Origin of the sequence: Methyloligella solikamskensis (assembly GCF_042676065.1) — a bacterium.
In the GTDB taxonomy this organism is placed as follows: domain Bacteria; phylum Pseudomonadota; class Alphaproteobacteria; order Rhizobiales; family Methyloligellaceae; genus Methyloligella; species Methyloligella solikamskensis.
This window is the reverse complement of the sequence record NZ_JBHTJO010000001.1, coordinates 2,340,719-2,363,750: the sequence shown is the minus strand read 5'-3', so window position 1 is coordinate 2,363,750 and position 23,032 is coordinate 2,340,719. Positions and strand designations below refer to the sequence as shown.

The 23,032-nt window shown below is 62.2% G+C and carries 23 protein-coding genes and 1 tRNA gene; 13 read left to right on the top strand and 11 right to left on the bottom strand.

Annotated elements, in window-relative coordinates:
* Positions 1-283: 283 nt before the first annotated feature.
* From ACFQ2F_RS11425 to ACFQ2F_RS11405, 5 genes are all read left to right on the top strand, one after another.
* Positions 284-2,083: an acetolactate synthase 3 large subunit gene (locus ACFQ2F_RS11425; protein WP_379089948.1), complete on the top strand. Its 1,800-nt coding sequence runs from the start codon at positions 284-286 to the stop codon at positions 2,081-2,083.
* Positions 2,084-2,128: 45 nt separating this feature from the next.
* Positions 2,129-2,707, top strand: coding sequence for a YqhA family protein (locus tag ACFQ2F_RS11420; protein ID WP_379089946.1), 579 nt, complete (start codon positions 2,129-2,131; stop codon positions 2,705-2,707).
* A complete protein-coding gene (ilvN, locus tag ACFQ2F_RS11415; RefSeq protein ID WP_379089944.1) occupies positions 2,707-3,258 on the top strand; it encodes an acetolactate synthase small subunit in 552 nt (183 codons plus the stop codon). Before ACFQ2F_RS11420 ends, ilvN begins: the two co-directional genes overlap by 1 nt.
* Positions 3,259-3,360: 102 nt before the next feature.
* Entirely contained in the window at positions 3,361-4,380 is a 1,020-nt protein-coding gene (ilvC, locus tag ACFQ2F_RS11410; protein WP_379089942.1) for a ketol-acid reductoisomerase, read from the top strand.
* 188 nt (positions 4,381-4,568) lie between these two features.
* Complete coding sequence (locus tag ACFQ2F_RS11405) at positions 4,569-5,141, top strand: DUF2165 family protein (RefSeq protein WP_379089940.1); 573 nt, start codon at positions 4,569-4,571, stop codon at positions 5,139-5,141.
* A gap of 87 nt (positions 5,142-5,228) precedes the next feature.
* Here ACFQ2F_RS11405 and ACFQ2F_RS11400 read toward each other — a convergent pair whose 3' ends face one another.
* Entirely contained in the window at positions 5,229-5,501 is a 273-nt protein-coding gene (locus ACFQ2F_RS11400) for a hypothetical protein (RefSeq protein WP_379089938.1), read from the bottom strand.
* Positions 5,502-5,991: 490 nt separating this feature from the next.
* Between ACFQ2F_RS11400 and ACFQ2F_RS11395 the strand changes: the two genes are divergently transcribed.
* Both ACFQ2F_RS11395 and ACFQ2F_RS11390 read left to right on the top strand, forming a co-directional pair.
* A complete protein-coding gene (locus ACFQ2F_RS11395; RefSeq protein ID WP_379089936.1) occupies positions 5,992-7,596 on the top strand; it encodes a 2-isopropylmalate synthase in 1,605 nt (534 codons plus the stop codon).
* A gap of 184 nt (positions 7,597-7,780) precedes the next feature.
* Positions 7,781-7,939, top strand: a complete 159-nt coding sequence (locus ACFQ2F_RS11390; protein ID WP_379089934.1) for a hypothetical protein — start codon at positions 7,781-7,783, stop codon at positions 7,937-7,939.
* Positions 7,940-7,958: 19 nt separating this feature from the next.
* Here the strand turns inward: ACFQ2F_RS11390 and ACFQ2F_RS11385 are convergent, their stop codons facing one another.
* On the bottom strand, positions 7,959-8,486 hold the full coding sequence (locus tag ACFQ2F_RS11385) for a hypothetical protein (RefSeq protein ID WP_379089933.1): 528 nt from the start codon (positions 8,484-8,486) through the stop codon (positions 7,959-7,961).
* Positions 8,487-8,723: 237 nt separating this feature from the next.
* Positions 8,724-8,939, bottom strand: coding sequence for a cold-shock protein (locus ACFQ2F_RS11380; RefSeq protein WP_379089931.1), 216 nt, complete (start codon positions 8,937-8,939; stop codon positions 8,724-8,726).
* A gap of 419 nt (positions 8,940-9,358) precedes the next feature.
* On the opposite strand from ACFQ2F_RS11380, the gene ACFQ2F_RS11375 reads away from it, so the two are divergent.
* Positions 9,359-9,434 (top strand) — tRNA-Lys (locus ACFQ2F_RS11375).
* A gap of 189 nt (positions 9,435-9,623) precedes the next feature.
* On the opposite strand, the gene ACFQ2F_RS11370 is transcribed toward ACFQ2F_RS11375, so the two are convergent.
* Positions 9,624-10,166 (bottom strand): HdeD family acid-resistance protein, encoded by a 543-nt coding sequence (locus ACFQ2F_RS11370; RefSeq protein WP_379089929.1) that lies wholly within the window; start codon positions 10,164-10,166, stop codon positions 9,624-9,626.
* A 196-nt stretch (positions 10,167-10,362) separates the two neighbouring features.
* Positions 10,363-11,037 (bottom strand): hypothetical protein, encoded by a 675-nt coding sequence (locus ACFQ2F_RS11365; RefSeq protein ID WP_379089927.1) that lies wholly within the window; start codon positions 11,035-11,037, stop codon positions 10,363-10,365.
* A 106-nt stretch (positions 11,038-11,143) separates the two neighbouring features.
* Here ACFQ2F_RS11365 and ACFQ2F_RS11360 point away from each other — a divergent pair, with 106 nt between their 5' ends.
* Together ACFQ2F_RS11360 and ACFQ2F_RS11355 are read left to right on the top strand one after the other, a co-directional pair.
* A complete protein-coding gene (locus ACFQ2F_RS11360) occupies positions 11,144-11,755 on the top strand; it encodes a hypothetical protein (RefSeq protein ID WP_379089925.1) in 612 nt (203 codons plus the stop codon).
* A gap of 134 nt (positions 11,756-11,889) precedes the next feature.
* On the top strand, positions 11,890-13,311 hold the full coding sequence (locus tag ACFQ2F_RS11355) for a hypothetical protein (RefSeq protein ID WP_379089923.1): 1,422 nt from the start codon (positions 11,890-11,892) through the stop codon (positions 13,309-13,311).
* A gap of 104 nt (positions 13,312-13,415) precedes the next feature.
* On the opposite strand, the gene ACFQ2F_RS11350 is transcribed toward ACFQ2F_RS11355, so the two are convergent.
* Positions 13,416-14,036 carry a hypothetical protein gene (locus ACFQ2F_RS11350; protein WP_379089921.1) on the bottom strand — a complete coding sequence of 207 codons (621 nt, stop codon included), beginning with the start codon at positions 14,034-14,036 and terminating at the stop codon, positions 13,416-13,418.
* 361 nt (positions 14,037-14,397) lie between these two features.
* Between ACFQ2F_RS11350 and ACFQ2F_RS11345 the strand changes: the two genes are divergently transcribed.
* On the top strand, positions 14,398-15,213 hold the full coding sequence (locus ACFQ2F_RS11345; protein ID WP_379089919.1) for a bestrophin-like domain: 816 nt from the start codon (positions 14,398-14,400) through the stop codon (positions 15,211-15,213).
* A gap of 118 nt (positions 15,214-15,331) precedes the next feature.
* Here the strand turns inward: ACFQ2F_RS11345 and ACFQ2F_RS11340 are convergent, their stop codons facing one another.
* From ACFQ2F_RS11340 to ACFQ2F_RS11330, 3 genes are all read right to left on the bottom strand, one after another.
* A complete protein-coding gene (locus ACFQ2F_RS11340) occupies positions 15,332-15,886 on the bottom strand; it encodes a YcnI family copper-binding membrane protein (protein WP_379089917.1) in 555 nt (184 codons plus the stop codon).
* A 5-nt stretch (positions 15,887-15,891) separates the two neighbouring features.
* Positions 15,892-18,096 carry a TonB-dependent receptor family protein gene (locus tag ACFQ2F_RS11335; RefSeq protein ID WP_379089915.1) on the bottom strand — a complete coding sequence of 735 codons (2,205 nt, stop codon included), beginning with the start codon at positions 18,094-18,096 and terminating at the stop codon, positions 15,892-15,894.
* 61 nt (positions 18,097-18,157) lie between these two features.
* Positions 18,158-18,544 carry a DUF2946 family protein gene (locus tag ACFQ2F_RS11330; protein ID WP_379089913.1) on the bottom strand — a complete coding sequence of 129 codons (387 nt, stop codon included), beginning with the start codon at positions 18,542-18,544 and terminating at the stop codon, positions 18,158-18,160.
* Positions 18,545-18,767: 223 nt separating this feature from the next.
* Here ACFQ2F_RS11330 and ACFQ2F_RS11325 point away from each other — a divergent pair, with 223 nt between their 5' ends.
* The gene (locus tag ACFQ2F_RS11325) at positions 18,768-19,334 is read left to right on the top strand and encodes a YciE/YciF ferroxidase family protein (RefSeq protein WP_379089911.1); all 567 of its coding nucleotides are present in this window, start codon (positions 18,768-18,770) and stop codon (positions 19,332-19,334) included.
* A gap of 485 nt (positions 19,335-19,819) precedes the next feature.
* On the opposite strand, the gene ACFQ2F_RS11320 is transcribed toward ACFQ2F_RS11325, so the two are convergent.
* On the bottom strand, positions 19,820-20,674 hold the full coding sequence (locus tag ACFQ2F_RS11320) for a D-amino-acid transaminase (RefSeq protein WP_379089909.1): 855 nt from the start codon (positions 20,672-20,674) through the stop codon (positions 19,820-19,822).
* Between the two features lie 7 nt (positions 20,675-20,681).
* Complete coding sequence (gene bioB, locus ACFQ2F_RS11315; RefSeq protein ID WP_379090690.1) at positions 20,682-21,725, bottom strand: biotin synthase BioB; 1,044 nt, start codon at positions 21,723-21,725, stop codon at positions 20,682-20,684.
* A gap of 111 nt (positions 21,726-21,836) precedes the next feature.
* On the opposite strand from bioB, the gene ACFQ2F_RS11310 reads away from it, so the two are divergent.
* Positions 21,837-23,030, top strand: coding sequence for an aminotransferase class I/II-fold pyridoxal phosphate-dependent enzyme (locus tag ACFQ2F_RS11310; RefSeq protein WP_379089907.1), 1,194 nt, complete (start codon positions 21,837-21,839; stop codon positions 23,028-23,030).
* The last annotated feature ends 2 nt before the right edge of the window (positions 23,031-23,032 follow it).

The window sequence follows — 23,032 nt, the reverse complement described above, 5'->3', positions numbered from 1 at the left end:
GACGCCATGCCGCGGCAAAGCCCGCCGCCAGCGGTTTATCCACCGCCAAAGCGGTAATAAACATGCGATTGCGGGGTGCAATGCGTAACTTATGGAAAGTCTCTGACCCTCAATGGCTTCGAAAATTCGCATTTCTCGTTGACCCGCCACTCTTGACTCCCTAGGGTGCGCGCCTCATTTGCAGCTTTTTGAAAGAGTTTTCAGGGAGACTGCCGCTCCGCCTGGGCGGTAAACAGCTGCTTCTTCCCATATGAAGGCAGTCACGGATTGTGTTGAGGACGAGATGTCGCGCGAGAAAACCGAAAAGAAGGACAAGACCGGCACCGAAATGACCGGCGCCCAGATGGTTCTACAGGCCATGGCCGACCAGGGCGTGGAGCATGTGTTCGGCTATCCCGGCGGCGCCGTCCTTCCCATCTATGACGAGCTGTTCAGCCGCAAGGATGTCGAGCACATCCTCGTGCGCCACGAGCAGGGCGCGGTCCATGCTGCGGAAGGCTATGCCCGGTCCACCGGCAAGGTCGGCTGCGTTCTCGTCACCTCCGGTCCCGGCGCGACCAATGCGGTCACCGGCCTGACCGATGCGCTGATGGATTCCATCCCGCTCGTCTGCATCACCGGCCAGGTCGCGACCCATCTGATCGGCAACGACGCGTTCCAGGAATGCGACACCGTCGGCATCACGCGGCCCTGCACCAAGCACAATTATCTGGTGAAGGACATCGAGGATCTCTCCCGCGTCCTGCACGAGGCCTTCTATGTCGCGCGCACCGGCCGTCCAGGCCCGGTCGTCGTCGACATCCCGAAGGACGTCCAGTTCGCCAAGGGCACCTATCACGGGCTCACGAACTCCCAGCACAAGGGCTACCATCCGAAGACCGTCGGCGATGACGACCGCATCGAGAAGGCCGTCGAGCTGATCGCCAATGCCAAGCGGCCGATCTTCTATACCGGTGGCGGCGTCATCAATGCGGGGCCGGAAGCGGCTGCGAGCCTGCGCGAGCTGGTCCGGATGACCGGCTATCCGATCACCTCGACCCTCATGGGGCTGGGCGCCTATCCGGCCGCCGATCCTCAGTGGCTCGGCATGCTCGGCATGCACGGCACTTACGAAGCCAACAACGCGATGCACGATTGCGACGTCATGGTCTGTATCGGCGCGCGCTTCGACGACCGCATCACCGGGCGTCTGGATGCCTTCTCGCCGGGCTCCACTAAGATCCATGTCGATATCGACCCGTCCTCCATCAACAAGAACGTCCGGGTCGACCTGCCCATCATCGGCGATTGCGGCAAGGTCCTCGATCAGATGCTTGCCGTCTGGAAGAAGAAGCAGCCGAAGATCGACAAGGCCGCGTTGAAGAGCTGGTGGACCCAGATCGACAAATGGCGCGACCGCGATTGCCTGGCCTACAAGCCGAAATCCGATCTGATCGCGCCCCAATACGCGGTCCAGCGGCTCTATGAGCTGACCAAGGACAAGGACACCTACATCACAACCGAGGTCGGGCAGCATCAGATGTGGGCCGCCCAGTATTACCGGTTCGAGGAGCCGAACCGCTGGATGACCTCCGGCGGGCTCGGCACCATGGGCTATGGCATCCCGGCCGCGGTCGGCGTTCAGGTCGCCCACCCGGGCTCCCTCGTCATCGATATCGCGGGCGAGGCGTCGGTGCTCATGACCATGCAGGAGATGTCGACGGCGGTTCAGTACAATCTGCCGATCAAGATCTTCATCCTGAACAACGAATATATGGGCATGGTCCGCCAGTGGCAGGAGCTGCTCCATGGCGGCCGTTATTCCCATTCTTATTCGGAAGCGCTGCCCGATTTCGTGAAGCTGGCCGAGGCTTATCAGGCGGTCGGGCTGAAGGCGGAGAAGCCGGGCGAGCTGGACGATGCGATTCTGGAGATGATCGAAATCGACCGGCCGGTCCTGTTCGACTGCCGGGTCGATCCGCACGCCAATTGCTTCCCGATGATTCCGAGCGGCGAAGCCCACAACAATATGCTGCTGGGCGACGAAGCGGAGGAGAAGGGCGTCGGCGACGCCATCACCGAGCAGGGCAAGATCCTCGTCTAACGGATTCACATCGTTTCGATTTCTGGGGCAGGGGATGGCATCGCCATGCGGACAATACTGACCTTCTTTCTCGGCCTGCGCGCGATCATGCTGATCGGCTCCGCCGGCGCCATCGTCGGCGCGCTGCTGATGTTTCTGCAGGGCGGCTACTATCTGCTGGAAGCTTGGCATATCGCCCTGGCCACAGGTGAAGGCTTCGAGCACGCCTCGGAGCGCCAGGTCACCGTGCCGGTGCTGGAGGCGGTCGACGCCTTCCTGTTCGGCCTGGTGCTGGTGATCTTCGCGTATGGCATTGCCATCGGCTTCGTCTTCGCCTTGCCGGAGGGCTATGGCCAGCGCCTGCCGGCCTGGATGAAGGTCGACGGGATCGGCCAGCTCAAGGCGAGCCTGTCGGAGGTCGTCATCGTCGTCCTCATCGTCATGTTCGCCCGGGTCGTGGTCGAATCCGGCGGTGCGTTCACCTATGAGATGCTGGTCCTGCCGGCCTCCATCCTGATGATCGCCATCGCGCTCCGCATGATCGATCTCGGGTCAGGCCACGCCCCGAACGGAAACGGTGACGGCCACGGCAAGGCAAGTGTCGTCCCGGCGAAGAAAGAAACCTCAGAGAACGGTCCACACTGATGAGCAACCAGCCAGGCAGCGTCTATTCGTTTCAGTCTTCCGACGAGAAGCCCGAAACCCACACCATGAGCGTGCTCGTGGACAACGAGCCGGGCGTGCTGGCGCGCGTCATCGGCCTCTTCTCCGGGCGCGGCTACAACATCGACTCGCTCACCGTGTCGGAGACCGAGCACGAGGCGCATTTGTCCCGCATCACCATCGTCACCACCGGCACGCCCATGGTAATCGAGCAGATCAAGTCTCAGCTCGAGCGGCTGGTGCCCATCCATTCGGTGACCGATCTCACCGTGGAGGGCAACGCCGTCGAGCGCGAGCTCGCCATGCTCAAGGTGGCGGGGAAGGGCGACAAGCGCGTCGAGGCGCTCCGTCTTGCCGATGCCTTCCGCGCCAAGGTCATCGACACCTCTCTCGATCACTTCGTCTTCGAAGTCACTGGCAAGCAATCGAAGGTCGAGCAGTTCATCCAGCTGATGCAGCCGCTCGGCCTCGTCGAGGTCGCCCGCACCGGCGTGGCGGCCATAGCCCGTGGCCCCGACCCCATGGCAGAGTAACGGCCGCATGAGGCAGGCGAGAAGGCTTCTCGCCAGGCCTCAAACCTGCTAAGCCCCGCTCCAAATTCCATTCATAAATCGCAAGTTCCAAGGAAGTTCAGCATGCGCGTTTATTACGATCGGGATGCCGATCTCAATCTGATCAAGTCCAAGAATGTCGCCATCATCGGCTACGGCTCTCAAGGCCATGCCCATGCGCTGAACTTGCGGGATTCCGGCGTGGAGAACGTGGCCGTCGGTTTGCGTCCCGGCTCCTCTTCCGCTGCGAAAGCCGAAGGCGAGGGGCTGAAGGTCATGGACGTGGCCGAGGCCGCAAAATGGGCCGACGTTGTGATGATGCTCACCCCGGACGAGCTGCAGGGCGACATCTGGAACGACAGCCTAAAGGACAACATGAAGGAGGGCTCGGCGCTCTTTTTCGCCCACGGGCTGAACATTCACTTCAACCTCATCGAGGCGCGCCCGGACATGGATGTCTGCATGGCAGCTCCCAAGGGGCCGGGCCACACCGTACGCGCCGAGTATAAGCGCGGCGCCGGTGTGCCCACCCTCGTCGCCATCGCTCAGGACGCGTCCGGCAACGCCCACGACCTGTCCCTGTCTTATGCGAGCGCCATCGGCGGCGGCCGCGCCGGCATCATCGAGACCACCTTCCGCGAAGAGGTCGAGACCGATCTGTTCGGCGAGCAGTCCGTGCTCTGTGGCGGCGTGGTCGAGCTGATGCGCAATGGCTTCGAGACTTTGGTCGAGGCGGGTTACGCGCCCGAGATGGCCTATTTCGAATGCGTCCACGAGATGAAGCTGATCGTCGACCTCATCTATGAGGGCGGCATCGCCAACATGAATTACTCCATCTCCAACACCGCTGAGTATGGCGAGTATGTCTCCGGCCCCCGCGTGGTCCCGGCCTCCAGCAAGGCGGCCATGAAAGAAGTGCTCGACGACATTCAGACCGGCAAGTTCGTCCGCGACTGGATGCTGGAGAACAAGGTCAACCAGACCAGCTTCAAGGCCACTCGCGCCAAATGCGAAGACCACCAGATGGAAGAGGTCGGTGCCAAGCTGCGCGGCATGATGCCGTGGATCGCCGAGCGCGCCATGGTGGACAAGTCCAAGAACTAGGGCGCTTCGCGCTTATCATGTCGAATTGGGAAGCCCGGCCATCGCGCCGGGCTTTTCGCGTTTGGAGAACGGGACGCGGCGCGCGTCTCTTGCCCTGCGGTTCCACCAACCTCTCCGTCGCCATTGCCGGGCTTGACCCGGCAATCCATTCCACTGGCTTCTCGACACGCTGAGACGCAACGGCGTGGATGCCCGTATCAAGTCCGGGCATGACGCTTGTGGGTTTGGCTGGCACACTGAGCCTCATGCTCATCGCGCGCCTCGCCAAGATCGTCATGGTGCTCTGCCTCGCCGCCTTCTGCGGCCTTGTGGCCTATGACAATATCGCCGACTACGAGGCCAATTACGGCTTCGTCGGCCATGTCCTCTCCATGGAGGACACCTTCAAGGACAATCCCCTCCGGGACAGGGCGATAAAGGACGAAGGCGTCTGGCGCGCCGCCTATGCCGGCATCATCGCAACGGAAGCCATCACCGGGCTGCTGTTCCTGTTCGGCGCGATCCAGCTGATGTTAGCGCTCCGCAAGCCGGCACCCGAATTCCAGCGCGCCAAGACCTTCGTCGTCGCCGGCGCGACCCTCGGCTTCCTGCTCTGGTTCTTCGGCTTCATGGTGGTGGGCGGAGAGTTCTTCGCCATGTGGCAGTCCAAGGAGTGGAACGGCCAGGAGGCCGCCTTCCGCTTCTACGCGACCATGCTCCTGGTGCTCATATTTGTGATGATGCGCGATGACGTGCCGGAGGAGGGGAGCCCTGGAGCTTAGGGCTGGGCCTCAGATCGAGAGCCAACAAAAAAGGGCGGGCCGAAGCCCGCCCTTCCTGCCGTGAAAAGATTTGGAGCTGGTGACCGCTTACTCGGTTTCCTCTTCCAGGCCCATGGCGTCGACATCCTCGTCGGCAGCGACAGGCTCATCTTCCTCCAAGCCCATGGCATCCACTTCGGGACCGGTCTCGGTATCCACCTCTTCTTCGGAGCCCATGGCGTCGACTTCGGCATCGGCCTCGGCGACGACGATCTTGCCCGTCGGGGCGGGGCTCTGCGCCTGGGCTGCGGTGAGGCCAAGACTCACGCCGAGAGCCATGGCAAGCGCGGCGCCTGTGAAGAGAGCGGGTTTGAAGGTCATTATTTTCTCCTTGGAGTTTCCGGGATGGGACGCTTCGCGCCCCTTGATTGGCCCGTGAGGGCGTACGACTCAAATTATCGGCCCAACAGGGTCGTTCCTGCAAATCTCGCCGAGATTTGGTGCTCCGTTCATCGCGCGTGTGACGAAGCGCGCCATGTGTGCAACCACACCCCACTTGCGCATCTGCGGCGGCTGGCCTATCTACGCTTCATAGAGGCGGGTCCGCCGCCGACAAATGACCGTTTATGGGCCACGTTATGTCGTACGAAGTGAAAGAGCAGAAGACGGGGGAAGCCGGCAAAGCTGTGTCGGCCGTCTATGCTTGTGCGATGTCCGCCCTCTCCCAGCTCCTCCTTATTCGCCCCTGAGCACCGGCGGTCTCGGATTTTCGAGGCGGGCGTTCAGGGGATCGCAACGTAGCCCAAGCGAAAACGGATAAGATCGCCCCGCGCGTTACGAGACCGGGGCGAGGAGCAGAGGACGAGACCCCATGAGTTCCGAAAAGACTTCGACTTCCGAGTCGAACACCAAGAGCCCTAAGGAAGAGCGGCGCGAGGACGATCGCGTCATCATCTTCGACACCACCTTGCGCGACGGCGAGCAATGCCCCGGCGCCACCATGACCTTCGAAGAGAAGCTGCAGGTGGCCGAGCTGCTCGACGAGATGGGCGTTGACGTGATCGAGGCGGGCTTCCCCATCGCGAGCCAGGGCGATTTCGAAAGCGTCTCGGAGATCGCCAAACGCGCCAAGAATTCCGTGATCTGCGGCCTGTCCCGCGCCCAGATCCCCGATATCGACCGCTGCGCCGAAGCGATCAAGCCGGCCAAGCGCGGCCGCATTCACACCTTCATCGGCACCTCGCCGCTGCACCGCAAATATCAGATGGGTATCGACCAGGACGAGGTTCTGAACCGGATCGAGAAATCCGTCTCCCGCGCCCGCTCCCATACGGACGATGTGGAGTGGTCCTGCATGGACGCGACCCGCACGGAAGAGGATTTCCTGTGCCGGTGCATCGAGATGGCGATCAAATGCGGCGCCACCACCGTGAACATTCCGGACACGGTGGGCTATGCGCTGCCCCATGAGTTCGCCGATCTGATCAAGATGCTGATCGAGAAGGTGCCGGGCGCCGACGAGATCGTCTTCTCTACCCATTGCCACGACGATCTGGGTCTGGCGGTCGCCAACTCCCTGGCCGGCGTCACCAAGGGCGCACGCCAGGTGGAATGCACCATCAACGGGCTGGGCGAGCGTGCCGGCAATGCCGCGCTGGAAGAGATCGTCATGGCGATCGAGACCCGCTCTGACGCCATGCCCTACTGGACCGGCATCGACACCACAATGCTGACCCGCGCCTCCAAGCTGGTCTCCGCAGTGACGGCTTTCCCGGTGCAGTACAACAAGGCCATCGTCGGCCGGAACGCCTTCGCCCATGAGAGCGGAATCCATCAGGACGGCGTACTGAAGAACGCCCAGACCTTCGAGATCATGACGCCGGAGAGTGTCGGCCTGACCCAGTCCAACCTGGTCATGGGCAAGCATTCGGGCCGCCACGCCTTCCGCGAGAAGCTGAAGGAGCTGGGCTACGAGCTGGGCGACAACGCCTTCGAGGACGCCTTCGTCCGCTTCAAGGCCCTGGCCGACCGGAAGAAGCATGTCTACGACGAGGACATCGAGGCTCTGGTCGATCAGGAGATCGCCACGGCCCATGACCGCATCAAGCTGGTCTCCCTGACCGTCATCGCCGGCACGTCCGGGCCCCAGAAGGCGACCCTGACGCTGGATATCGACGGCAAGCAGCAGACCCACGAAGCCCAAGGGGACGGACCGGTGGACGCAACCTTCGCCGCCATCAAGGCCATGGTGCCCCATACGGCGACCCTGGAGCTCTACCAGGTCCACGCCGTGACCGAAGGCACCGACGCCCAGGCCGAGGTGACCGTGCGTCTGGAAGAGGATGGCCGCATTGCCACGGGCCGCGGCTCCGACACCGACACCCTGGTGGCGTCCGCTCGCGCCTACATCATCGCGCTGAACAAGATCTTCGCCCGCGATGTGCGCAAGAAGCCCGAGACCATGATGGCGTCCTAAGTCAGGAATCCAGCGGCACACTCCGGACAGCGGAGTTGGATACCGGCTTTCGCCGGTGTGACGCGCAATTAGAAATATGGGCGGCGCACAACCCGCGTCGCCCATTCTTCCAAAATACAATCAAAGCGTGTAACGTGTCCCGACGCCCGCAACCAATCTTCAAGCGGGCGGAGGGAGAAACGTCATGCGTACTTTGATCTTTGCCGCGCTGCTCGCGGCGCTTTCCGCCACAGCAATTTCCACCAGCGCCATTGCCGGCCCGTGCAACGTGCCCAGCGACCGGGCGTCAGACGGATCCCGCTGCGGCGACCGTGCGGCCTCCGAGCGTCCCGGCGGCAACTAGACCTCGCAGGAGACCGGCGCTATTTGCCGTTCCGGTAGATGGAGAGCGAGACGATATAGGTCGCATGCTCGAACATCTGCAGGTCCATGGCCACCGGCACGCCTGCCTTGGTGTGGGGGATTGTGATGCGGCTGTCCTTCACACCGTCCACCGCGCCGTCCTGCAGATCGACCTCCACCTCGTCGAAGCAGTCGACGATCTTGTCGCTCAGCTCCGCCATCTTGGCGCTCGCCTCTTCGCGCGTCTCGAAGGAGACCTCGCAGTCATAGGACATCAGCCCGTCATTATTGGTGACGTCGCAGCGCCGCATGCCGGGCAGGGTGATGGTGCCCTCGGCCTGGGAAACGCTTTGTCCCGCGCTGTAGGGCGGTAGCTTCTCCGCGCCGAGATGCACGAAGTCGAGCTTTGCCTCGTCGGCGATCTCGTTCAGATCCTCGCAGAAGGGGTCGCCCCCGCTGCAGCCGGTAAGCCCCGCGCTGAACAGCGCCAGCCCGAGCATCGCCGTGGGTGCGGCCAAAAGCCGTGAAACCGAAGAGAAGGATGTCATCTTACGCGCTCTGCCCCGTCTGCCCGAAATGAGAGGCTGCAAGATACAGCACTGGCAGCAAGCGGCAATGGGCAACCAGCTTTGGTCGGAAGAGAGGCGCGGAGAGGGGAGAGGGAGGCGAGGGAAGGGGCCTCAAACCGGCTCAGAAACTAACAGTGGCGGCCCGGAGAACCGAACCGCCACTTGGGGTGCGGAGGGGGCTGCCCTCCGCCGTCAATCGCTCTTCAGCGCGTAAAGTTACGCGAGCTGAATGTTCGCAGCCTGCTTGCCGCGGCCGCGGGTGTCGTCCTCGATCTCGAAGGTGACATTGTCGCCTTCGTCGATGGAGGGCACGCCGGAACGCTCAAGCGCGGAGGCATGGACGAAAACGTCCTTCTCGCCACCTTCCGGTGCGATGAAGCCAAAGCCGCGGGAGTGATTGAAGAATTTCACAGTGCCGTTAATGCGAGACATAATGGGAGTCCTTTCCCGATTGTCGTTGATAGCGGGCCGCTGGGCGAGGCCGGAATGGCTTCACCTGAGGCGACGTCTTCAGATTTCGGGAAAGGTCGAGCTCGTATTCGGCGCGATAACTTGCCGTCGTCGTTAGTCCACGCCCAGCACGGGCGTACCGTCTGCCAGCTATATGGACGGCACCGGCACCCTTGGCAAGGGCAATTCCGTCGGGCCTCCCGCGTCGCTTGCGGTTTTTGGCCTGTTTGCGCCGTTCCTCACCTGAAAATAGTTTTGCGGCAGCGGAGCAATAGTTTTGAAGGACGCGCGTTTATTCGCCAAAGCGCTCTAGACAGGACGTTCGCGCCGGTGCTAACAGGTCCGTTCGATTTCGCATCCCCCATCACCTATATGAGTGAGCTCTGGCAGGGATGCCGGTCGGGCGCATAGCTCAGTTGGTAGAGCAGCTGACTCTTAATCAGCGGGTCCACGGTTCGAGTCCGTGTGCGCCCACCAGACCTTCTCATCACATCTTCTCCAGCCCCGAAATGGGCGGAGCCGCCCCGCGATAGGCGGGCTGCGGCCGAACGCTGCCGCTATCGTCTGCCGGGGAGACAGGCGTGAGGTGGTCCGGCGGCCCTGCGTTGCTCGCGAAGGCCGCCGATCCGGTATCAGCTCAACTGGCCCCTCAGACAGTCAGACCGCTTAGGCGGCCTGTGCGCGGCCGGCCATCATGGGCAGCAGCACATAGGCCCAGCCGGTCATGAGCAGATTGATCCCGACCAGAAGCCCGATAGCCCAGGCCGCCGATGTCGGCAGGTTCAGCATGATCATCAGGCCCACGGCGAGCGCCACGATCCCGGCGAACAGCATCCAGCCCCACCCGTCATGCGGCCGCATGCGCACCGCCATGACGATTTCGATGACGCCTTGCGCCGCGAACATGGCGGCCAGGAAGATCGTCAGGGTGACGATCCCGGTCAAAGGGAAGAACGCCAGCCACGCGCCGGCAATGAGAAACAGAACGCCCATCAGCAGGTTCAGGAAGAACTCGCTCCAGCCCTTCGTCGAGAAGGCATGGATGATCTGAACGATCCCGCCGATGAGGAAAAGCCAGCCCAGGAAGATCTTGGTGGCAATGGTGGTCAAGAACGGAAATGCGATCGCAACGCCCCCGAGAACGATCAGAATAATCCCGAGGATGAAGAACCAGGTGCGATTTTCGGAAATGGTCGCTGATGTTGGCATCGTCGCCTCCTCCAGTTAGCTCCCGCGCGAAGAGTATCACGGGGTCTGAGTCGGGACGCGAAAAGTCAGGAGTTTTCCCCGTGGGGTGTCACCGGGGGGGGGAGGCGAAAATCTGGCAGGATGAGGGGCGGGCAGAGGGGCGAGTTCTTATGCGTGCGTCATTTTCTCGATTAATGCAGCAGCGGAAAGAATGATGCTAATCGAGACTCTTTTCTTCGATAAGCGCCAAAGTTTTGCGTGCTCGATCTCGATTCTCGCGTTGCTTAGCAATCTCAGCGTCGAAGCTCTGGATAATTCTTTGGAGCTGAACAATGGAATTCTGTGCGCTCCGTTCAATTTCTTCGACCACTGGTTCGTCTACTTGTCCTCTCGACCTGTCCCACTGAACGCGCAGAATGCTGAGATGATAGTTTAATTCCCATCCAAGAAGGTTCCCAGGGCCTGTGCTTGGCCACATGGAATGGTCGAAAGCGCCTGTCGCTCTTATTTCATCCAACACGGACGTATATGGATGATCGTCTTGAGCGCGGTCAAAATCGTCGAGCACTTCGATCAATGGAGTGACAACCGTACGACGAATTAGCTTGAGCCCGACTATTCCCATTTCGGCCTCCCCAAGGCGTTGCTGCCAATAGGTTAGCTCGGCGACTTGGGTCGCCCGTTGTTGCGCAGGCAACTGTTGTTGCACGGCTTCCCAAGCTAGCCAGCCAGCGAAAATTGTTAGAGCGCCACCAATGAGGGCTCCCGAGATAACGGAGGGCTTGCCGACGAGTTTGGAAATGTGCGTTTCCGGCCACTGGTTGAGTGCTGCTAGAATGGCCAGGACAACAGTCCCTAGAAGGATTAGGACGACAATTCCCTTAGCGATCATGCTCATTTCATTGACTAACCGATAGTCAGTGGTTGGCCACCATAGCATTCGCACTGCAATTTGCTGAGCTCGATGGCCCGAGAGTTGGGAGTTGGGAGCGCACCATATGAAAGAGAATTTGTCTGGAAATTTTGGGAATCAAATTCTCTACGACATGTGCGTTGTGGCCCCTAAACATACTGACGATGATGTAATTAGCGGCAAGGTCTGGTTGATCGGAAGAGCGTACGCCGCGGCAATAGAGCGTCGTGCAACAGGACGATATGCAGAGGAAGCTAGACGGGATGAGACGAAAGATCTGCATAGATTAATCGCTCCAGAAATCCGCAACTCACCTCTGGATCACTGGCTAGCTTCTATCAGCGAGGTTGAGGCCGTGGATGAAGGCCACCTTCCACAAGTCCTAGCCATACATTGGGAGTTCGTCGAGCTTCTAAAGAGGTTGACCGGCCGCCAACGGCCATCGTTCGCATCCAAATACCTCCATTTCCACCAGCCCAGGGCCTTCTTCATTTACGATTCGCGGGCTAGCAAGGAAATCAGGAAGAAGGTTCCCGGAAGAGGAAACGGCAAGCCTCCCGCCGGTTGCGAGGCATGCCACAATGGTTACGCAGCATTCGTCCGCCGATGTCTCCAGTATCGCGACGAACAAGCAAAAGCGCGGAACGAGCATCCGATGACGCCGAGAGAGCTGGATCGCGAATTGCTCCAGTATTAGAGACGCAGAGCGATCTTGGCAGCCTGCATCACCAACCGTAACAAAAGCATCGCAAAGCGAGCGTAGGGAAGAGCATCCATCACTCCCTTTCAGGATGCCACCCGATGTTTCCGACCAACCCATTGAAATCATTCATGTTCGCTGGCGCGCTTGTCGCGGCCGGCTTTGCCGCGCCGGCGTACGCCGCCGAGCTCCTCGTCACCACGAGCGCCGATTCCGGACCCGGCTCACTTCGCGATGCGCTGGCTGAGGCCGCCAAGGGCGAGGGCGATGCGCAGATCTTCGTCACCACCGGCGACGATATCGAGATCGAGACCCCGCTGGTTTATGAGGGCACCGCGCCGTTGGGTCTCTACGGCAGCGGGCAGGTCATCAAGTCGGACAAGAACGTGAACCTGCTGTCGGTCAGCAATGGCGCCGACCTCACCGTCAACAATCTGAGCTTCCAGGGCCCCGGCGGCTTCAGCCTCGAACACCGTGGCGACACGGACGGGCCCGCCGGCAAGGGCATCTTTATCGGCGTTCCGCAGGATCGCACCGGCATCGTGCATCTCGACCTTCAGAAGGTCTCCGTATCCGACGTCGCCGGTCACGGCGTCCACGTCTCCGATTGCAGCCTCGCCGATGCGTGCGGCAATGGCGGTGGCGGCGCGGGCTCCGGTTCGCCTGCCTCCGTCTCGGTCCGCCTGACCGATGTGGAGATTTCCAACGCCGGCCAGGGCCGGTTCGACGGCGATGGGCTCCGGGTGGATGAGCGCAGCGAAGGCGACATCGTCTTTCATGCGCAGCATTCGAAATTCACCGGTATGGGCGCCGACGGCGTGGAGCTGGACGAAGGCGAGGCGGGCAGCGTCATCGCCACCGCAATCGACAGCGCCTTCAACGAGAACGGCACCTATTGCGATCCGAAGCTGCTGAAGTCGTTCCTGCCCAAGGACGCCAAAGGCAAGTTTGAGGACGGCGAGATGGCGGAAGCCGACGTGCCGCCGGCGATCACCGGCTCGCCCGACGATGCCTGCATCGAGCGCGAAGTGAAGCTCTACGAGTCCGGCTCGGTGAAGAAATACGAGATCGCAATTGATCTCGATGACGGCTTCGATATCGACGAGGCGGGCGAGGGCGATCTGATCGCCGTGCTCTCCGACCTCGAGGTGAAGGACAACAAGGATGAGGGCATCGACTTCGACGAGGCCGACGCTGGCAAGGTCTCCTTCGCCTTCCGCGACGGCGAGGTCGAAGGTCAGACCGACGACGGCGTGAAGATCTCCGAGGAGGGCGCCGACGGCGTCACCGCTCTGGTCCACGACGTGTCGTCGAAGAAGAATGGCGGCAAGGGCGTTGTCTTCGAGCAGGAGGACGAGGGCGATATCGACGTGGTCGTCGTGAAGCTCGAAACCTCCGGCAACGACCATGGCGACAAGACCGGCCTCGAGGTCGTCCAGGACGGCGACGGCAAGGGCACGCTCATCGTGCGCGATAGCAATATCGAGGACGGCATCGATGCCGAGGGCGTCGAGGTCAAGGACGAGACAATGGAGAAGCGGGCCTCCCGCTAGCCCGTGAATCGAAAGCTGCCCTCCGCGCAGGTGCGGGGAGGGCAGCGAATCGATCTCTGAAGTCTCAGGGGTAGATCCCTGAGACGACTCTTCTTTTCGAGGCGCTAGATCTCGTCCCGGTGATAGCCGCCGAGCGCGCCGGCCACACCGCCGATGAACCCGCCGATCAACAGCGAGATGGCGGTGAAGATCGAGAAGTTCGCGGCCGCCTCGGCAACCTGCTTCGCGGTCTCTTTGGAAACCTCGCCGCCTTCCGCTGCGGCACCGGCACCTGCGGTCACCGCATCCGCCGCGCCGAGACTGGCGAGCACCGTGCCGACAGCGAACAGCGCCGCCACCAGAAGCGTGGCCAGCGCCCAGGCGAGAAGCCCGTGGGCCGAATCCCGGAAGAACACCTCATCGGTCCGCAAGCCCGGCGTATTGCTGCGCAGGCGCCCGGCCAGATAGCCGCCGAAGCCGGACGACAGCCACTGCATCACGATCAGCCAGATACCGGCGCCGATGGCGAAGGTCTCCGGCGCGTCGTTGGTGAAGGACCAGGGCTCCACGGTCGAAAGTCCGAAGCCGGATCCTGCGGTGAACAGAATGATGGAGACGGCGACGGCGGCCAGCGCCCCGCCGAAGATCGCCCCCCAGTCAGTCGCCATTGCGTGCCGGTCCAGGGTGAATTGAGAGATGGCCACCTCGTCCATCTCCGCGATCGCAATATCAGGATTGCGTACCATGTCAGTTTCCTCCCTCGGCGAAGGCGGCATAGCCCCTTTGCCTGTGTTGCCTCGTCTTCGAAACGCGGCCTGCCCCTAGAAGACTCGCCTCCAAAAGACGTGCCTTCGATGTGCCGTCCGCGTCGTCCCGGAACCAACTCGACTTCGGGTTGTTCCGTTCCTGACGACTACGCAAACGGGAGGAGAGAACCATGCTACCTGGCATTCTACTTTGGCTGATGGGCGTACCGCTGCTCGTGATCGTGATCCTGTATCTGCTGTTCTAGCGGCGCGCGGGCGGGCCTCGGCCAGCAAAGGCGCTTTTGCGGTAAGCTGAATTCGGCTACTGGAAACCGTCGTCTCGCGAGCGGAGGTCGCGCCCGTGTCCATCCTCAGGCTGATCAACGAAGCGCCGCTGCTTCCCCTCGTGCTGGGGACCATCCTGCTCTTCGAGATCTACACGATCGGCCTGATCCTGATCTTCCGCCGCATCTGGGGGCATGAGCGCCTTCAGCGCAACAACGAGGTCGGCGGCTTCAAATTCGCGAATATCGGCGTGCTCTATGCCGTCATGCTGGCTTTCATGGTGATCGCCGTCTGGCAGGATTATCAGGATGTCGAGACGGCCGTGCGCACCGAGGCCAAGGCCGTGCGCGATCTCCATCATCTGACCTACGCCTTGCCCGGCAACGCGGGCGAAGCGGTCCGCAAGCCGCTGCTCGCCTACGCCAAGCACGTCAAGAAGGACGAGTGGCCGGAGATGGCCGACGGTACGCTGGGCCAGAAGCCTGCCGAATACCTGGCCCATGTCGCTGAAGCCATCCTGAGCCTCAAGGTCGAGACCCTGAAGGATCTCGCCCAATATCAGGAAGCGCTGCGCCTGGCTGCCGTCATCCAGGACAGCCGGAGCGAACGGGTGGAAAGCGCCGACGGCTCGATCCCTCAGATTCTCTGGCTCGCCTTGATCGGCGGCGCCTTCATCCTGCTGGGCTACCCGGCCTTCTTCGGCACCCAGAACGTCATCGCCCAGGTGTCCATGGCGGCGGTCATGGCCGCGCTCGTGGCGCTGGTGCTGTTGCCGGCGATCCTGCTCGATTTCCCGTTCACTGGGCCGGTGCACATCTCTTCCGAGCCCTTCGACATCGTGACCCGGGAATTGCCGCCCAATGGAATTGGAGACAAGCCCGCAGCCCCCTAGCGAGGCAACGGGCTCCCGTCCGGGGCACTGGTATTTTCAGGAAAGAAGCGTGATGACGCCGAAGTCGCCTTAAGGCGAGGGCGGTCCGGTATGCGTGGTGCCGGACCGCCCCCAATTTTCAGGGATGATGGTGGCCGCCCGCCTCGGCAGGCGCGTTCAGCATCAGCTGCGGGGCAGGCGCCTTCAGCGAATGCGGATCTTCTCCGTCCTTCGGCAGCTCGGACCACGAGACATCGCCCTCCGCGCAGACCTGCTTCACAGGGAAGTAGATCGGGCCTGGCTCCAGCTCCGTTGCGAGGAAGCCGGTGACGACGAACTCATCGTAGAACGCCTCAGGCACCTCGCCGCCCGACCAGACGATCTTTCGCACGCCGTCCTTCAGGGTCATGCCGTGAAGAAACGCGTATTCCCGGTCGTAGGCGCCTTTCTCCGTCTCGATTGTCCAGCCGGGCTTCACCATGGGCTTCGCGGAGATAAAGCCGTCGGGCAAGTCGACCTCCAGCTTCACCGTCGGCGAGCCGTCGCAGCCATGGGGCAGCTTCAGCACCGCCTTGTAGAAGCTTCCGGGCTCGGCACTTTGCGTCTCCAGGGTCACGTGGGCCAGAGCCTGGCTGCTTAGAAGGCACCCGAACAACGCTGCCGACAGCATTGATGCGACTCTCTTATTTGTCATTCCGCTCACCATTTCATCTGCAGGCCGGCGAACAGCGCGCGGCCATTGCCGGGCCAATAGAGCGCGGCGTCTGGATTGGCCTCGGCGACGATGTCCACCGCGGCGATGTAGTTCTTATCCGTGAGATTCCTGGCCTCGACATAGCCGGACCAGTTTCCCCTCTCGAAACCCAGCTTGGCGCCGAGCAGGGCATAGGCGTCGGTCTGCGTCGTGTTGGAGTTGTCGACGTAATAGCCTTCCGGCGTCCAATCGATCGTCGGGCCGGCGTAGAAGCCCCAAGGGTGCTTGTAGAGAAGCTCCGCCCGGATGATGTGGGGCGGCGCGCCGGGGATCTCGTTGTTCCCATAGATGGGATCGTCGTCGAAGAAGAAGTCGTTATAGGTGTAGACGCCGTTCAGCCAGATCCGGTCGGCCTCCTCACCCTTTTCGAAGATGCCTTTGACGATGCTGTAGCCGAGCCCGAGTTCGACGCCCTGGTGGACCGTCTTGTCCGCGTTCACGACCGTGCAGGCCGCCGTGGAGGCGCCCAGACACTGCAGTTCGTTGCGGATATCGGCCCGGTAGATGGAGAGATCCCAACTATAATCCGGCCGGCTGCCGCGGGTGCCGATCTCGTAGGTCGTCGCCCGCTGGGCGAGGATATCGTCGAAGTCGATCACGGCGCCGCCCTCGCCGAAGCTCGGGATCTCCGCACTGCGGGAGATATTGCCGAAGATCTGCCAGTCCGGCTCGACGTCCCACAACAGCCCGACCTTCGGGCTCAAGAGATCGAAATTGCTCTCACCCGATGTCGTGTTCAGGATTGCGACCTGCTCACGGCTGGCATCCAGATACTGGGTTCCGGCCACCAGGGCCACGTCGTCCAGGAAGTAGAACGAGTTCTCCAGATAGGCGGAGAAGTTCTTCGAGATCTGGTCGGAACTCTGCATCAACGGACCCTTCGCGGCACCCGGCCCGATGCCGTAGAGATCGGCATCCGTCTCGCCGTTATGCAGATTGACGCCGGCGATCAGCAGGTTCCGCTTGCCCGCGATTTGCCGCTCATCGAACAGCCGGGCGAAGCCGCCGTAATCGGAATAGTCGTAGTCGAGATACAGGAAGATCGGATGGATCAGATGCCGATCCATGCCGAAGGCGCCGAGCTCCAGCAGGGTGTCGGGCGCCAGCCGTATCGCCGTCTTGTTGGCGATACGATAGGATTCCACATTCCGCTGCCAGTTGTTGATCACGTTGATCTGGGCAGGCGTCTTGGGTGCAGTGAGGGCGACCCGCTTGGTCACCGCGCCAGGAATCTCCTGCTCGATATCGTTGGCGTTGAAATAGAACCGCGTCTCGACATTGGGCGTGATCCGGTAGCCGAGATTTGCCACGGCGCGGGTGGAATCTCCCGCGCTGTGGTCGCGATAGCCGTCCGCCTCCTGCCACGTCCCGTGCACGTAGTAATCGACATTGCCGGAGACGGCGCCGGACGTGACCGCCACCTTAGCGGTGCCGAACGATCCGACATCCGTCCGCACCCCGAATAGCTCGGAGTTGTAGCCCGTCGGCATGACGAAGTTGATGGCGCCGCCGAGGCTGTTTGCACCGAAGCGCAAAGCGTTGGCGCCCTTGTAGACCTCCACATATTTGTAGGCCGTCGGGTCGATTTCCTGAAAATCGCCGTAGCCATCCGCCGTGTTGATGGGGATGCCGTCCATGTAGAGCTGGATGCCGCGAAGGTGGAAGTTGCGCGACAGACTCGAACCGCGGATCGAGATGCGGGAATCCTCGCCCCATTTCGGTTCGATATAGACGCCTGGCACGTAATCCAGCACGTCCTTCAGGGTCGATGCCGGCGTGCTCTCTTGGTAGGCGCTGCCCGGCACGATCTCCACGCCCCCCGGCGTCTGATTGATCTCTGCGATGGCCTCGCCGATCGTCGGCACGGTCAGACTGCCGGATCGCGTGCCGGGCTGTATCACCGTGGTCTCCAAACGCTCCGAATATTCCGGCAGCGCGGCTGGTGCGTCGGCCGGGAGCTCGTAGCGGCCGGCACTTGATGCGGATGCTGAAGGCCGCGGCGGTGCCGGCTCCGGTTCCGCCGGCTGAGTGACCACGATGGTCGGAAGTTCGTACCCCGGCTCGTCCTGAGCGAGCGCGGGAAACGCAAGAAACAAAGTCGCGATCAGCGACAGCGGCCACGCAAAGCGGACCGGGCACCAAAGTCCCATGGGAGGGCTCCCCGTTTGAACGATTTTTCATGTGCGCAAGCCGTGCTTGCGCGGTCTTGGTTCAGACGGAGAGGAGAGGGGGGCCGCGGCTATGGGGAATCTGGCCGTCGCGGAAGGTCGCGATGGCCGTTTCCCGCGGCAGCGCCACGCGGCGGGAGCCGGGACACTTCAGGATAATGGCGACGGGAGGCGTCGCTGCGAAGTGGAACGAGGCGAGGTTCTTGCAGAATGGGCAATTCGTCTTGCCGTCTTGCTTGGAGGGCGCCGCACCGTCCAGTGAGCCCGAATGGCACATAAGGGCCAGGGCATCGCCCAGCTTCGCCTGCACCAGGTCGTTGCGGAGCTGGGAGATCAGATGGCCGGGAATGAGCCCGGAATAGACGATCACGCCGAGAAGCCCGAGAGCTCCGGCGAGCTGCCTCCAGTATTCGTTGTGACGCCCGCGCAAGAAATGCCCCCCAAGGCATTTGCAGAAGATGAGATCTGCAAAAAATCCGCGAGAGACTATTCGCAAGCGCCCCAGTTGCTCAACAGCCAAGTTTTCCCGCAGTTCCCGGGAACTTAGGCCTCTCGACTGCGCTTAAGAAGCACCAAGGTGCGGCGCGACGAGACACAACCGCGCCCCCTGAACGACGACACACAAGACAAGACACAGAAAGGGGACCTGTCCGATGGGGCTGTTTTCCAAAGATATCGAGACGATGGAGGATCTCTTCCTCCATACGCTGCAGGACATCTACTACGCCGAGAAGCAGGTGCTCAAAGCCCTGCCCAAGATGATCGAGAAGGCCACCAAGCGGGAGCTGACAAGCGGGCTGAAGAGCCATCTGAAGGAGACCGAGGGGCAGATTAAGCGCTTGGAAGAGGTCTTCGAGAAGCTCGGTCACAAGGCCAAGGCCGTGGACTGTCCGGCCATCGACGGCATCATCAAGGAAGCCAACGAGGTTTCCGGCGAGGTCGCCGACAAGCGGGTGAAGGATGCGGCGCTGATCGGCTCCGCCCAGGCCGTGGAGCATTACGAGATGACCCGCTACGGAACCCTGATCGCCTGGGCCAAGGAGCTCGGCCACAACAATGTCGTGCCGCTTCTGAATGCCAACCTCAAAGAGGAGAAGGCGGCCGATAAGAAGCTCTCTACCCTGGCAACCGAGCGCGCCAAGGTGAATGCCCGCGCCGCCGGCAAGAAGGTCACGAAGAGCGGCACCACCACCGCCAAGGCGAAGAAGAAAGCCGCTTAAGGCAAGAGCCAAAAGCTTGCGCGGCTGACGCGCAGCTTGACCGCAGGAAGACGCCGGTCCGCCCCCGCGACCGGCGTTTTTCTTTTGCATCCATTCAGGCAATAAAAAACGCCGGCCCGGAAAATCCGGGGCCGGCGCTCGGCACCTTCCCAGCGGTGTCGCCTCTCAGCGGTCAGGTGCGCCGCAGCGGGGGCAGGGTGCCCCGCCGCGGTCTTGCCTCTCAATCCGAAAGGCCTATGACTTTAAAGAACTTAGCGCGATCCGATGCTACTTACTGTAATTCAGCTCGTGGCCGCGGACCGACTGCATCGTATGCTGCAAGAGCGACGGCTCATTGGCCCTTGCGTCACGCCGGAGCCAGCTTTTGACCGCGAGATCCATCACACGGGGGCCGATGGGTCCCAGGTCAAAATTGTATACGAGCCAATACAGTAGCTTGGTCATGGCGAATAAACGCCGCTTCCACGAAAGGGTTTCAATCGTGGTTAAAAATTTTCTTGACAGCACTCTTTGAGATACAGCTCGCGGAATCGCCTGGTAATCGGGCCCGGCGTGCCGTTTCCAATGTTTTGGCCGTCTATGGAGATCACCGGCAGCACGAAGGCCGATGCGGCGGTAAGGAACGCTTCGCGGGCAGAGAGCAGCTCATCAAGGCTGAAAGGACGCTCCTCGAAGGAAACGCCATGCTCTTCCGCCAGCCGCAAGACGGCGCGGCGGGTGACACCGGGCAGGATCTGGTGACCCAAAGGCTGGGTCCTGAGCACGCCATCGGCATCGACGATGAAGGCCGATGAGGACGTCCCTTCGGTGACCACATCGTTCTCCACCATCCAGGCCTCGTAGGCCCCATGCCGCTTGGCGAATTCCTTGCCCATGGCCTGGGGCAGCAGCGAGATGGATTTAATGTCCCGCCGCCGCCAGCGGATATCCGGCACCATCACGACCTTCACCCCGGATTCGGCCAATGGGTTGTCCAGCAGGGGCTTGGCCTGGGTGAACGCGACGATGGTGGGGGTAAGCCCGTACGGATAGGCGAATTCGCGATCCGCCACGCCGCGGGTGAGCTGCAGATAGACGATCCCTTCGTCCAGGTTGTTGCGTGCGATCAGCTTCTCATGCACCACGCGCAGCTCCCGGTCGGTGAGGGGAGAGACGATATCCAGTGCGGAGAGCGAACGGGCGAGGCGCGAGAGATGGGAGTCGAAATCGACCATCCGGCCGCCCACCACCGCGGTTACCTCATAGACCCCGTCCGCGAACAGGAACCCGCGATCGAACACGGAGATGCGGGCCTCGTCCTCCTGGACGTAGCCGCCATCCACATAGACAAGGCGTGACATGTGCGGGCTAGCCGCCGTGTTTGGCGCACGCGGCCGCGCCTTGGCGCGCGCTGCAAGGCGCATCCTCCGCCCGCGGCTCGGAGACCGTAAGGCCGGCCTCTTCGATCAGGGCGAGATCCTCGCCCGTATCGTTGTTATCCGTGGTGAGCAGCTTCTCGCCATAGAAGATCGAGTTGGCGCCCGCCATCAGGCACAGAAGCTGGGCTTCCTTGGAGAGATTGTGCCGCCCGGCCGAAAGCCGCACCCGCGATTTCGGCATCACGATGCGGGCCGTGGCGATCATGCGCACCAGCTCCATGGAGTCGACCTTCGCCCGGTGGGCGAGGGGCGTGCCTTCCACAGGCACTAGCGCATTGATCGGAACGCTTTCGGGGTGCGGATCCATGTCGGCCAGGCTCTTCAGCAGGCTGGCGCGGTCCGAAATGGTCTCGCCCATACCGATGATGCCGCCGCAGCAGACCTCGACACCCGCCTCGCGAACATTCTCGATCGTGTCCAACCGGTCCTGGAAGGTCCGGGTGGTGATGATCTTCTCGTAATACTCTTCCGACGTATCGAGATTGTGGTTGTAGGCTGTGAGCCCGGCGTCGGCGAGGCGCTTGGCCTGCTCCTTGTTCAGCATGCCGAGGGTCACGCAGGCTTCCATACCCATGTCGCGCACGCCGCGGACCATCTCCAGCACGCTGTCGAATTCCCTGCCGTCGCGCACCTGACGCCAGGCCGCGCCCATGCAGAAGCGCGTGGCCCCAGCTTCGCGAGCGCGCGCCGCCTTGGAAAGCACGTCGTCGACATCGAGAAGCGATTCCCGCTCTAGTCCCGTCTTCTTGGCGTAATGGGCGCTCTGGGGGCAGTACTTGCAGTCTTCCGGGCAGGCGCCGGTCTTGATGGAAAGCAGGCTCGCCAACTGCACCGTGCCGTCCTCGTGGTGCTGGCGATGCACCTCCCGCGCCTGATCGAGCAGCGACATGAGCGGCGCTTCGAGCAGCGCCTGGATCTCGTCGCGCGTCCAGTCGTGACGCAAGCCTCCGCGGGCTGCGCTCTCCGGCGTTATGACGGGGCGCTCCCTCTCATCAGTGGTTTGCTCGTTAAGGGTATCGGGACGATCAAGCACTTGAACAGGCTCTCGATTGCTGCGGGACCTTCCGTTCGCTAATACAGGATGATGGCACGGAGTGAAAGCCGCTACGGCGCATATCTGGCCGACCAGGCCGACGCAGGGCTGCAAAGGTCGCTCATCGACATGCGGCCGCTTGACGCGCGCCTGATCGAGGTCGCCGGCCGGACCTACGTGAATTTCTCCAGCAACGACTATCTGGCGCTCCGATTCCATCCTGCCGTGATCGCCAGGGCGAAGCTCTGGCTGGATGCGTTCGGGGCCGGCAGCGGCGCCTCGCGTCTCGTCACCGGCAATCTCGAGGCGTTTTCGGTCGTCGAGGCCAAGATCGCGAAGCTTAAGAAGAAGGAGGCGGCCCTGGTCATGGCCTCCGGCTTCCAGGCCAACGGCGCCGTCCTCCAGGCTTTGCTGGATTCTAAGGTGCTTGGGGCCAAGCCCCTGGTCTTCGCCGACAAGCTCAACCACGCCAGCATGCATTTCGGCTGCGCCGCGGCAGGAGTCCGCCAGCAGCGCTACCGCCACCGGGATGCGGACCACCTCGCCGAGCTCCTGAAGAAGACCGAAGGCGAGGAGGCGCCCCGCTTCATTCTGACCGAGAGCGTCTTCTCTATGGACGGAGACGTCGCGCCCCTGGAAGAGATCGGCGCGCTTGCCAGGGAATACGACGCCACCCTGATCGTCGACGACGCCCACGGTACGGGCGTCCTGGGCGAAGAAGGAGAGGGCTTGAGCGGTTCCGCCGATATCGTCATCGGCACCGCCTCCAAGGCGCTCGGCGGCTTCGGCGCCTATGTCGCCTGCTCCAAGCGCGTCCGGGACTATCTCGTCAATCGCTGCAGCGGTCTGATCTATTCCACGGCGCTTCCGCCCGCCGTGCTCGGCGCCATGGATGCCGCCCTCGATCTCCTGCCGAGCCAGCGGGAAGCGCGGACCACCGTCGCGCGCCTCTCAAGGCGCTTTCGGGAAGGCGTCCACGGGCTGGAATTCGAGACCGGCGCGTCGGAGACCCAGATCGTGCCGGTGATCGTCGGCTCCGCCCAAGCCGCGAACGGCCTCAGCAAGAAGCTGAAAGCGACCGGCTCCTGGGCCACGGCCATCCGACCGCCGACGGTCCCGAAAGGCACCGCGCGGCTCCGCTTCGCCTTCACCGCCGCCCATACGGATGAGGATGTCGACGACCTCCTCGAGGTGCTGGAAGAGTCCGGACCCGGATCCATCAGCGGTCGGCTGGCCGCGGAATAACG

What these genes read in the sequence shown, in the direction of transcription:
- ACFQ2F_RS11425 (WP_379089948.1), top strand. Translation starts at nt 284, where the DNA reads ATGTCGCGCGAGAAAACCGAAAAGAAGGACAAGACCGGCACCGAAATG.
- ACFQ2F_RS11420 (WP_379089946.1), top strand. Translation starts at nt 2,129, where the DNA reads ATGCGGACAATACTGACCTTCTTTCTCGGCCTGCGCGCGATCATGCTG.
- ilvN (WP_379089944.1), top strand. Translation starts at nt 2,707, where the DNA reads ATGAGCAACCAGCCAGGCAGCGTCTATTCGTTTCAGTCTTCCGACGAG.
- ilvC (WP_379089942.1), top strand. Translation starts at nt 3,361, where the DNA reads ATGCGCGTTTATTACGATCGGGATGCCGATCTCAATCTGATCAAGTCC.
- ACFQ2F_RS11405 (WP_379089940.1), top strand. Translation starts at nt 4,569, where the DNA reads ATGCCCGTATCAAGTCCGGGCATGACGCTTGTGGGTTTGGCTGGCACA.
- ACFQ2F_RS11400 (WP_379089938.1), bottom strand. Translation starts at nt 5,501, where the DNA reads ATGACCTTCAAACCCGCTCTCTTCACAGGCGCCGCGCTTGCCATGGCT.
- ACFQ2F_RS11395 (WP_379089936.1), top strand. Translation starts at nt 5,992, where the DNA reads ATGAGTTCCGAAAAGACTTCGACTTCCGAGTCGAACACCAAGAGCCCT.
- ACFQ2F_RS11390 (WP_379089934.1), top strand. Translation starts at nt 7,781, where the DNA reads ATGCGTACTTTGATCTTTGCCGCGCTGCTCGCGGCGCTTTCCGCCACA.
- ACFQ2F_RS11385 (WP_379089933.1), bottom strand. Translation starts at nt 8,486, where the DNA reads ATGACATCCTTCTCTTCGGTTTCACGGCTTTTGGCCGCACCCACGGCG.
- ACFQ2F_RS11380 (WP_379089931.1), bottom strand. Translation starts at nt 8,939, where the DNA reads ATGTCTCGCATTAACGGCACTGTGAAATTCTTCAATCACTCCCGCGGC.
- ACFQ2F_RS11370 (WP_379089929.1), bottom strand. Translation starts at nt 10,166, where the DNA reads ATGCCAACATCAGCGACCATTTCCGAAAATCGCACCTGGTTCTTCATC.
- ACFQ2F_RS11365 (WP_379089927.1), bottom strand. Translation starts at nt 11,037, where the DNA reads ATGATCGCTAAGGGAATTGTCGTCCTAATCCTTCTAGGGACTGTTGTC.
- ACFQ2F_RS11360 (WP_379089925.1), top strand. Translation starts at nt 11,144, where the DNA reads ATGAAAGAGAATTTGTCTGGAAATTTTGGGAATCAAATTCTCTACGAC.
- ACFQ2F_RS11355 (WP_379089923.1), top strand. Translation starts at nt 11,890, where the DNA reads ATGTTCGCTGGCGCGCTTGTCGCGGCCGGCTTTGCCGCGCCGGCGTAC.
- ACFQ2F_RS11350 (WP_379089921.1), bottom strand. Translation starts at nt 14,036, where the DNA reads ATGGTACGCAATCCTGATATTGCGATCGCGGAGATGGACGAGGTGGCC.
- ACFQ2F_RS11340 (WP_379089917.1), bottom strand. Translation starts at nt 15,886, where the DNA reads ATGACAAATAAGAGAGTCGCATCAATGCTGTCGGCAGCGTTGTTCGGG.
- ACFQ2F_RS11335 (WP_379089915.1), bottom strand. Translation starts at nt 18,096, where the DNA reads ATGGGACTTTGGTGCCCGGTCCGCTTTGCGTGGCCGCTGTCGCTGATC.
- ACFQ2F_RS11325 (WP_379089911.1), top strand. Translation starts at nt 18,768, where the DNA reads ATGGGGCTGTTTTCCAAAGATATCGAGACGATGGAGGATCTCTTCCTC.
- ACFQ2F_RS11320 (WP_379089909.1), bottom strand. Translation starts at nt 20,674, where the DNA reads ATGTCACGCCTTGTCTATGTGGATGGCGGCTACGTCCAGGAGGACGAG.
- ACFQ2F_RS11310 (WP_379089907.1), top strand. Translation starts at nt 21,837, where the DNA reads ATGGCACGGAGTGAAAGCCGCTACGGCGCATATCTGGCCGACCAGGCC.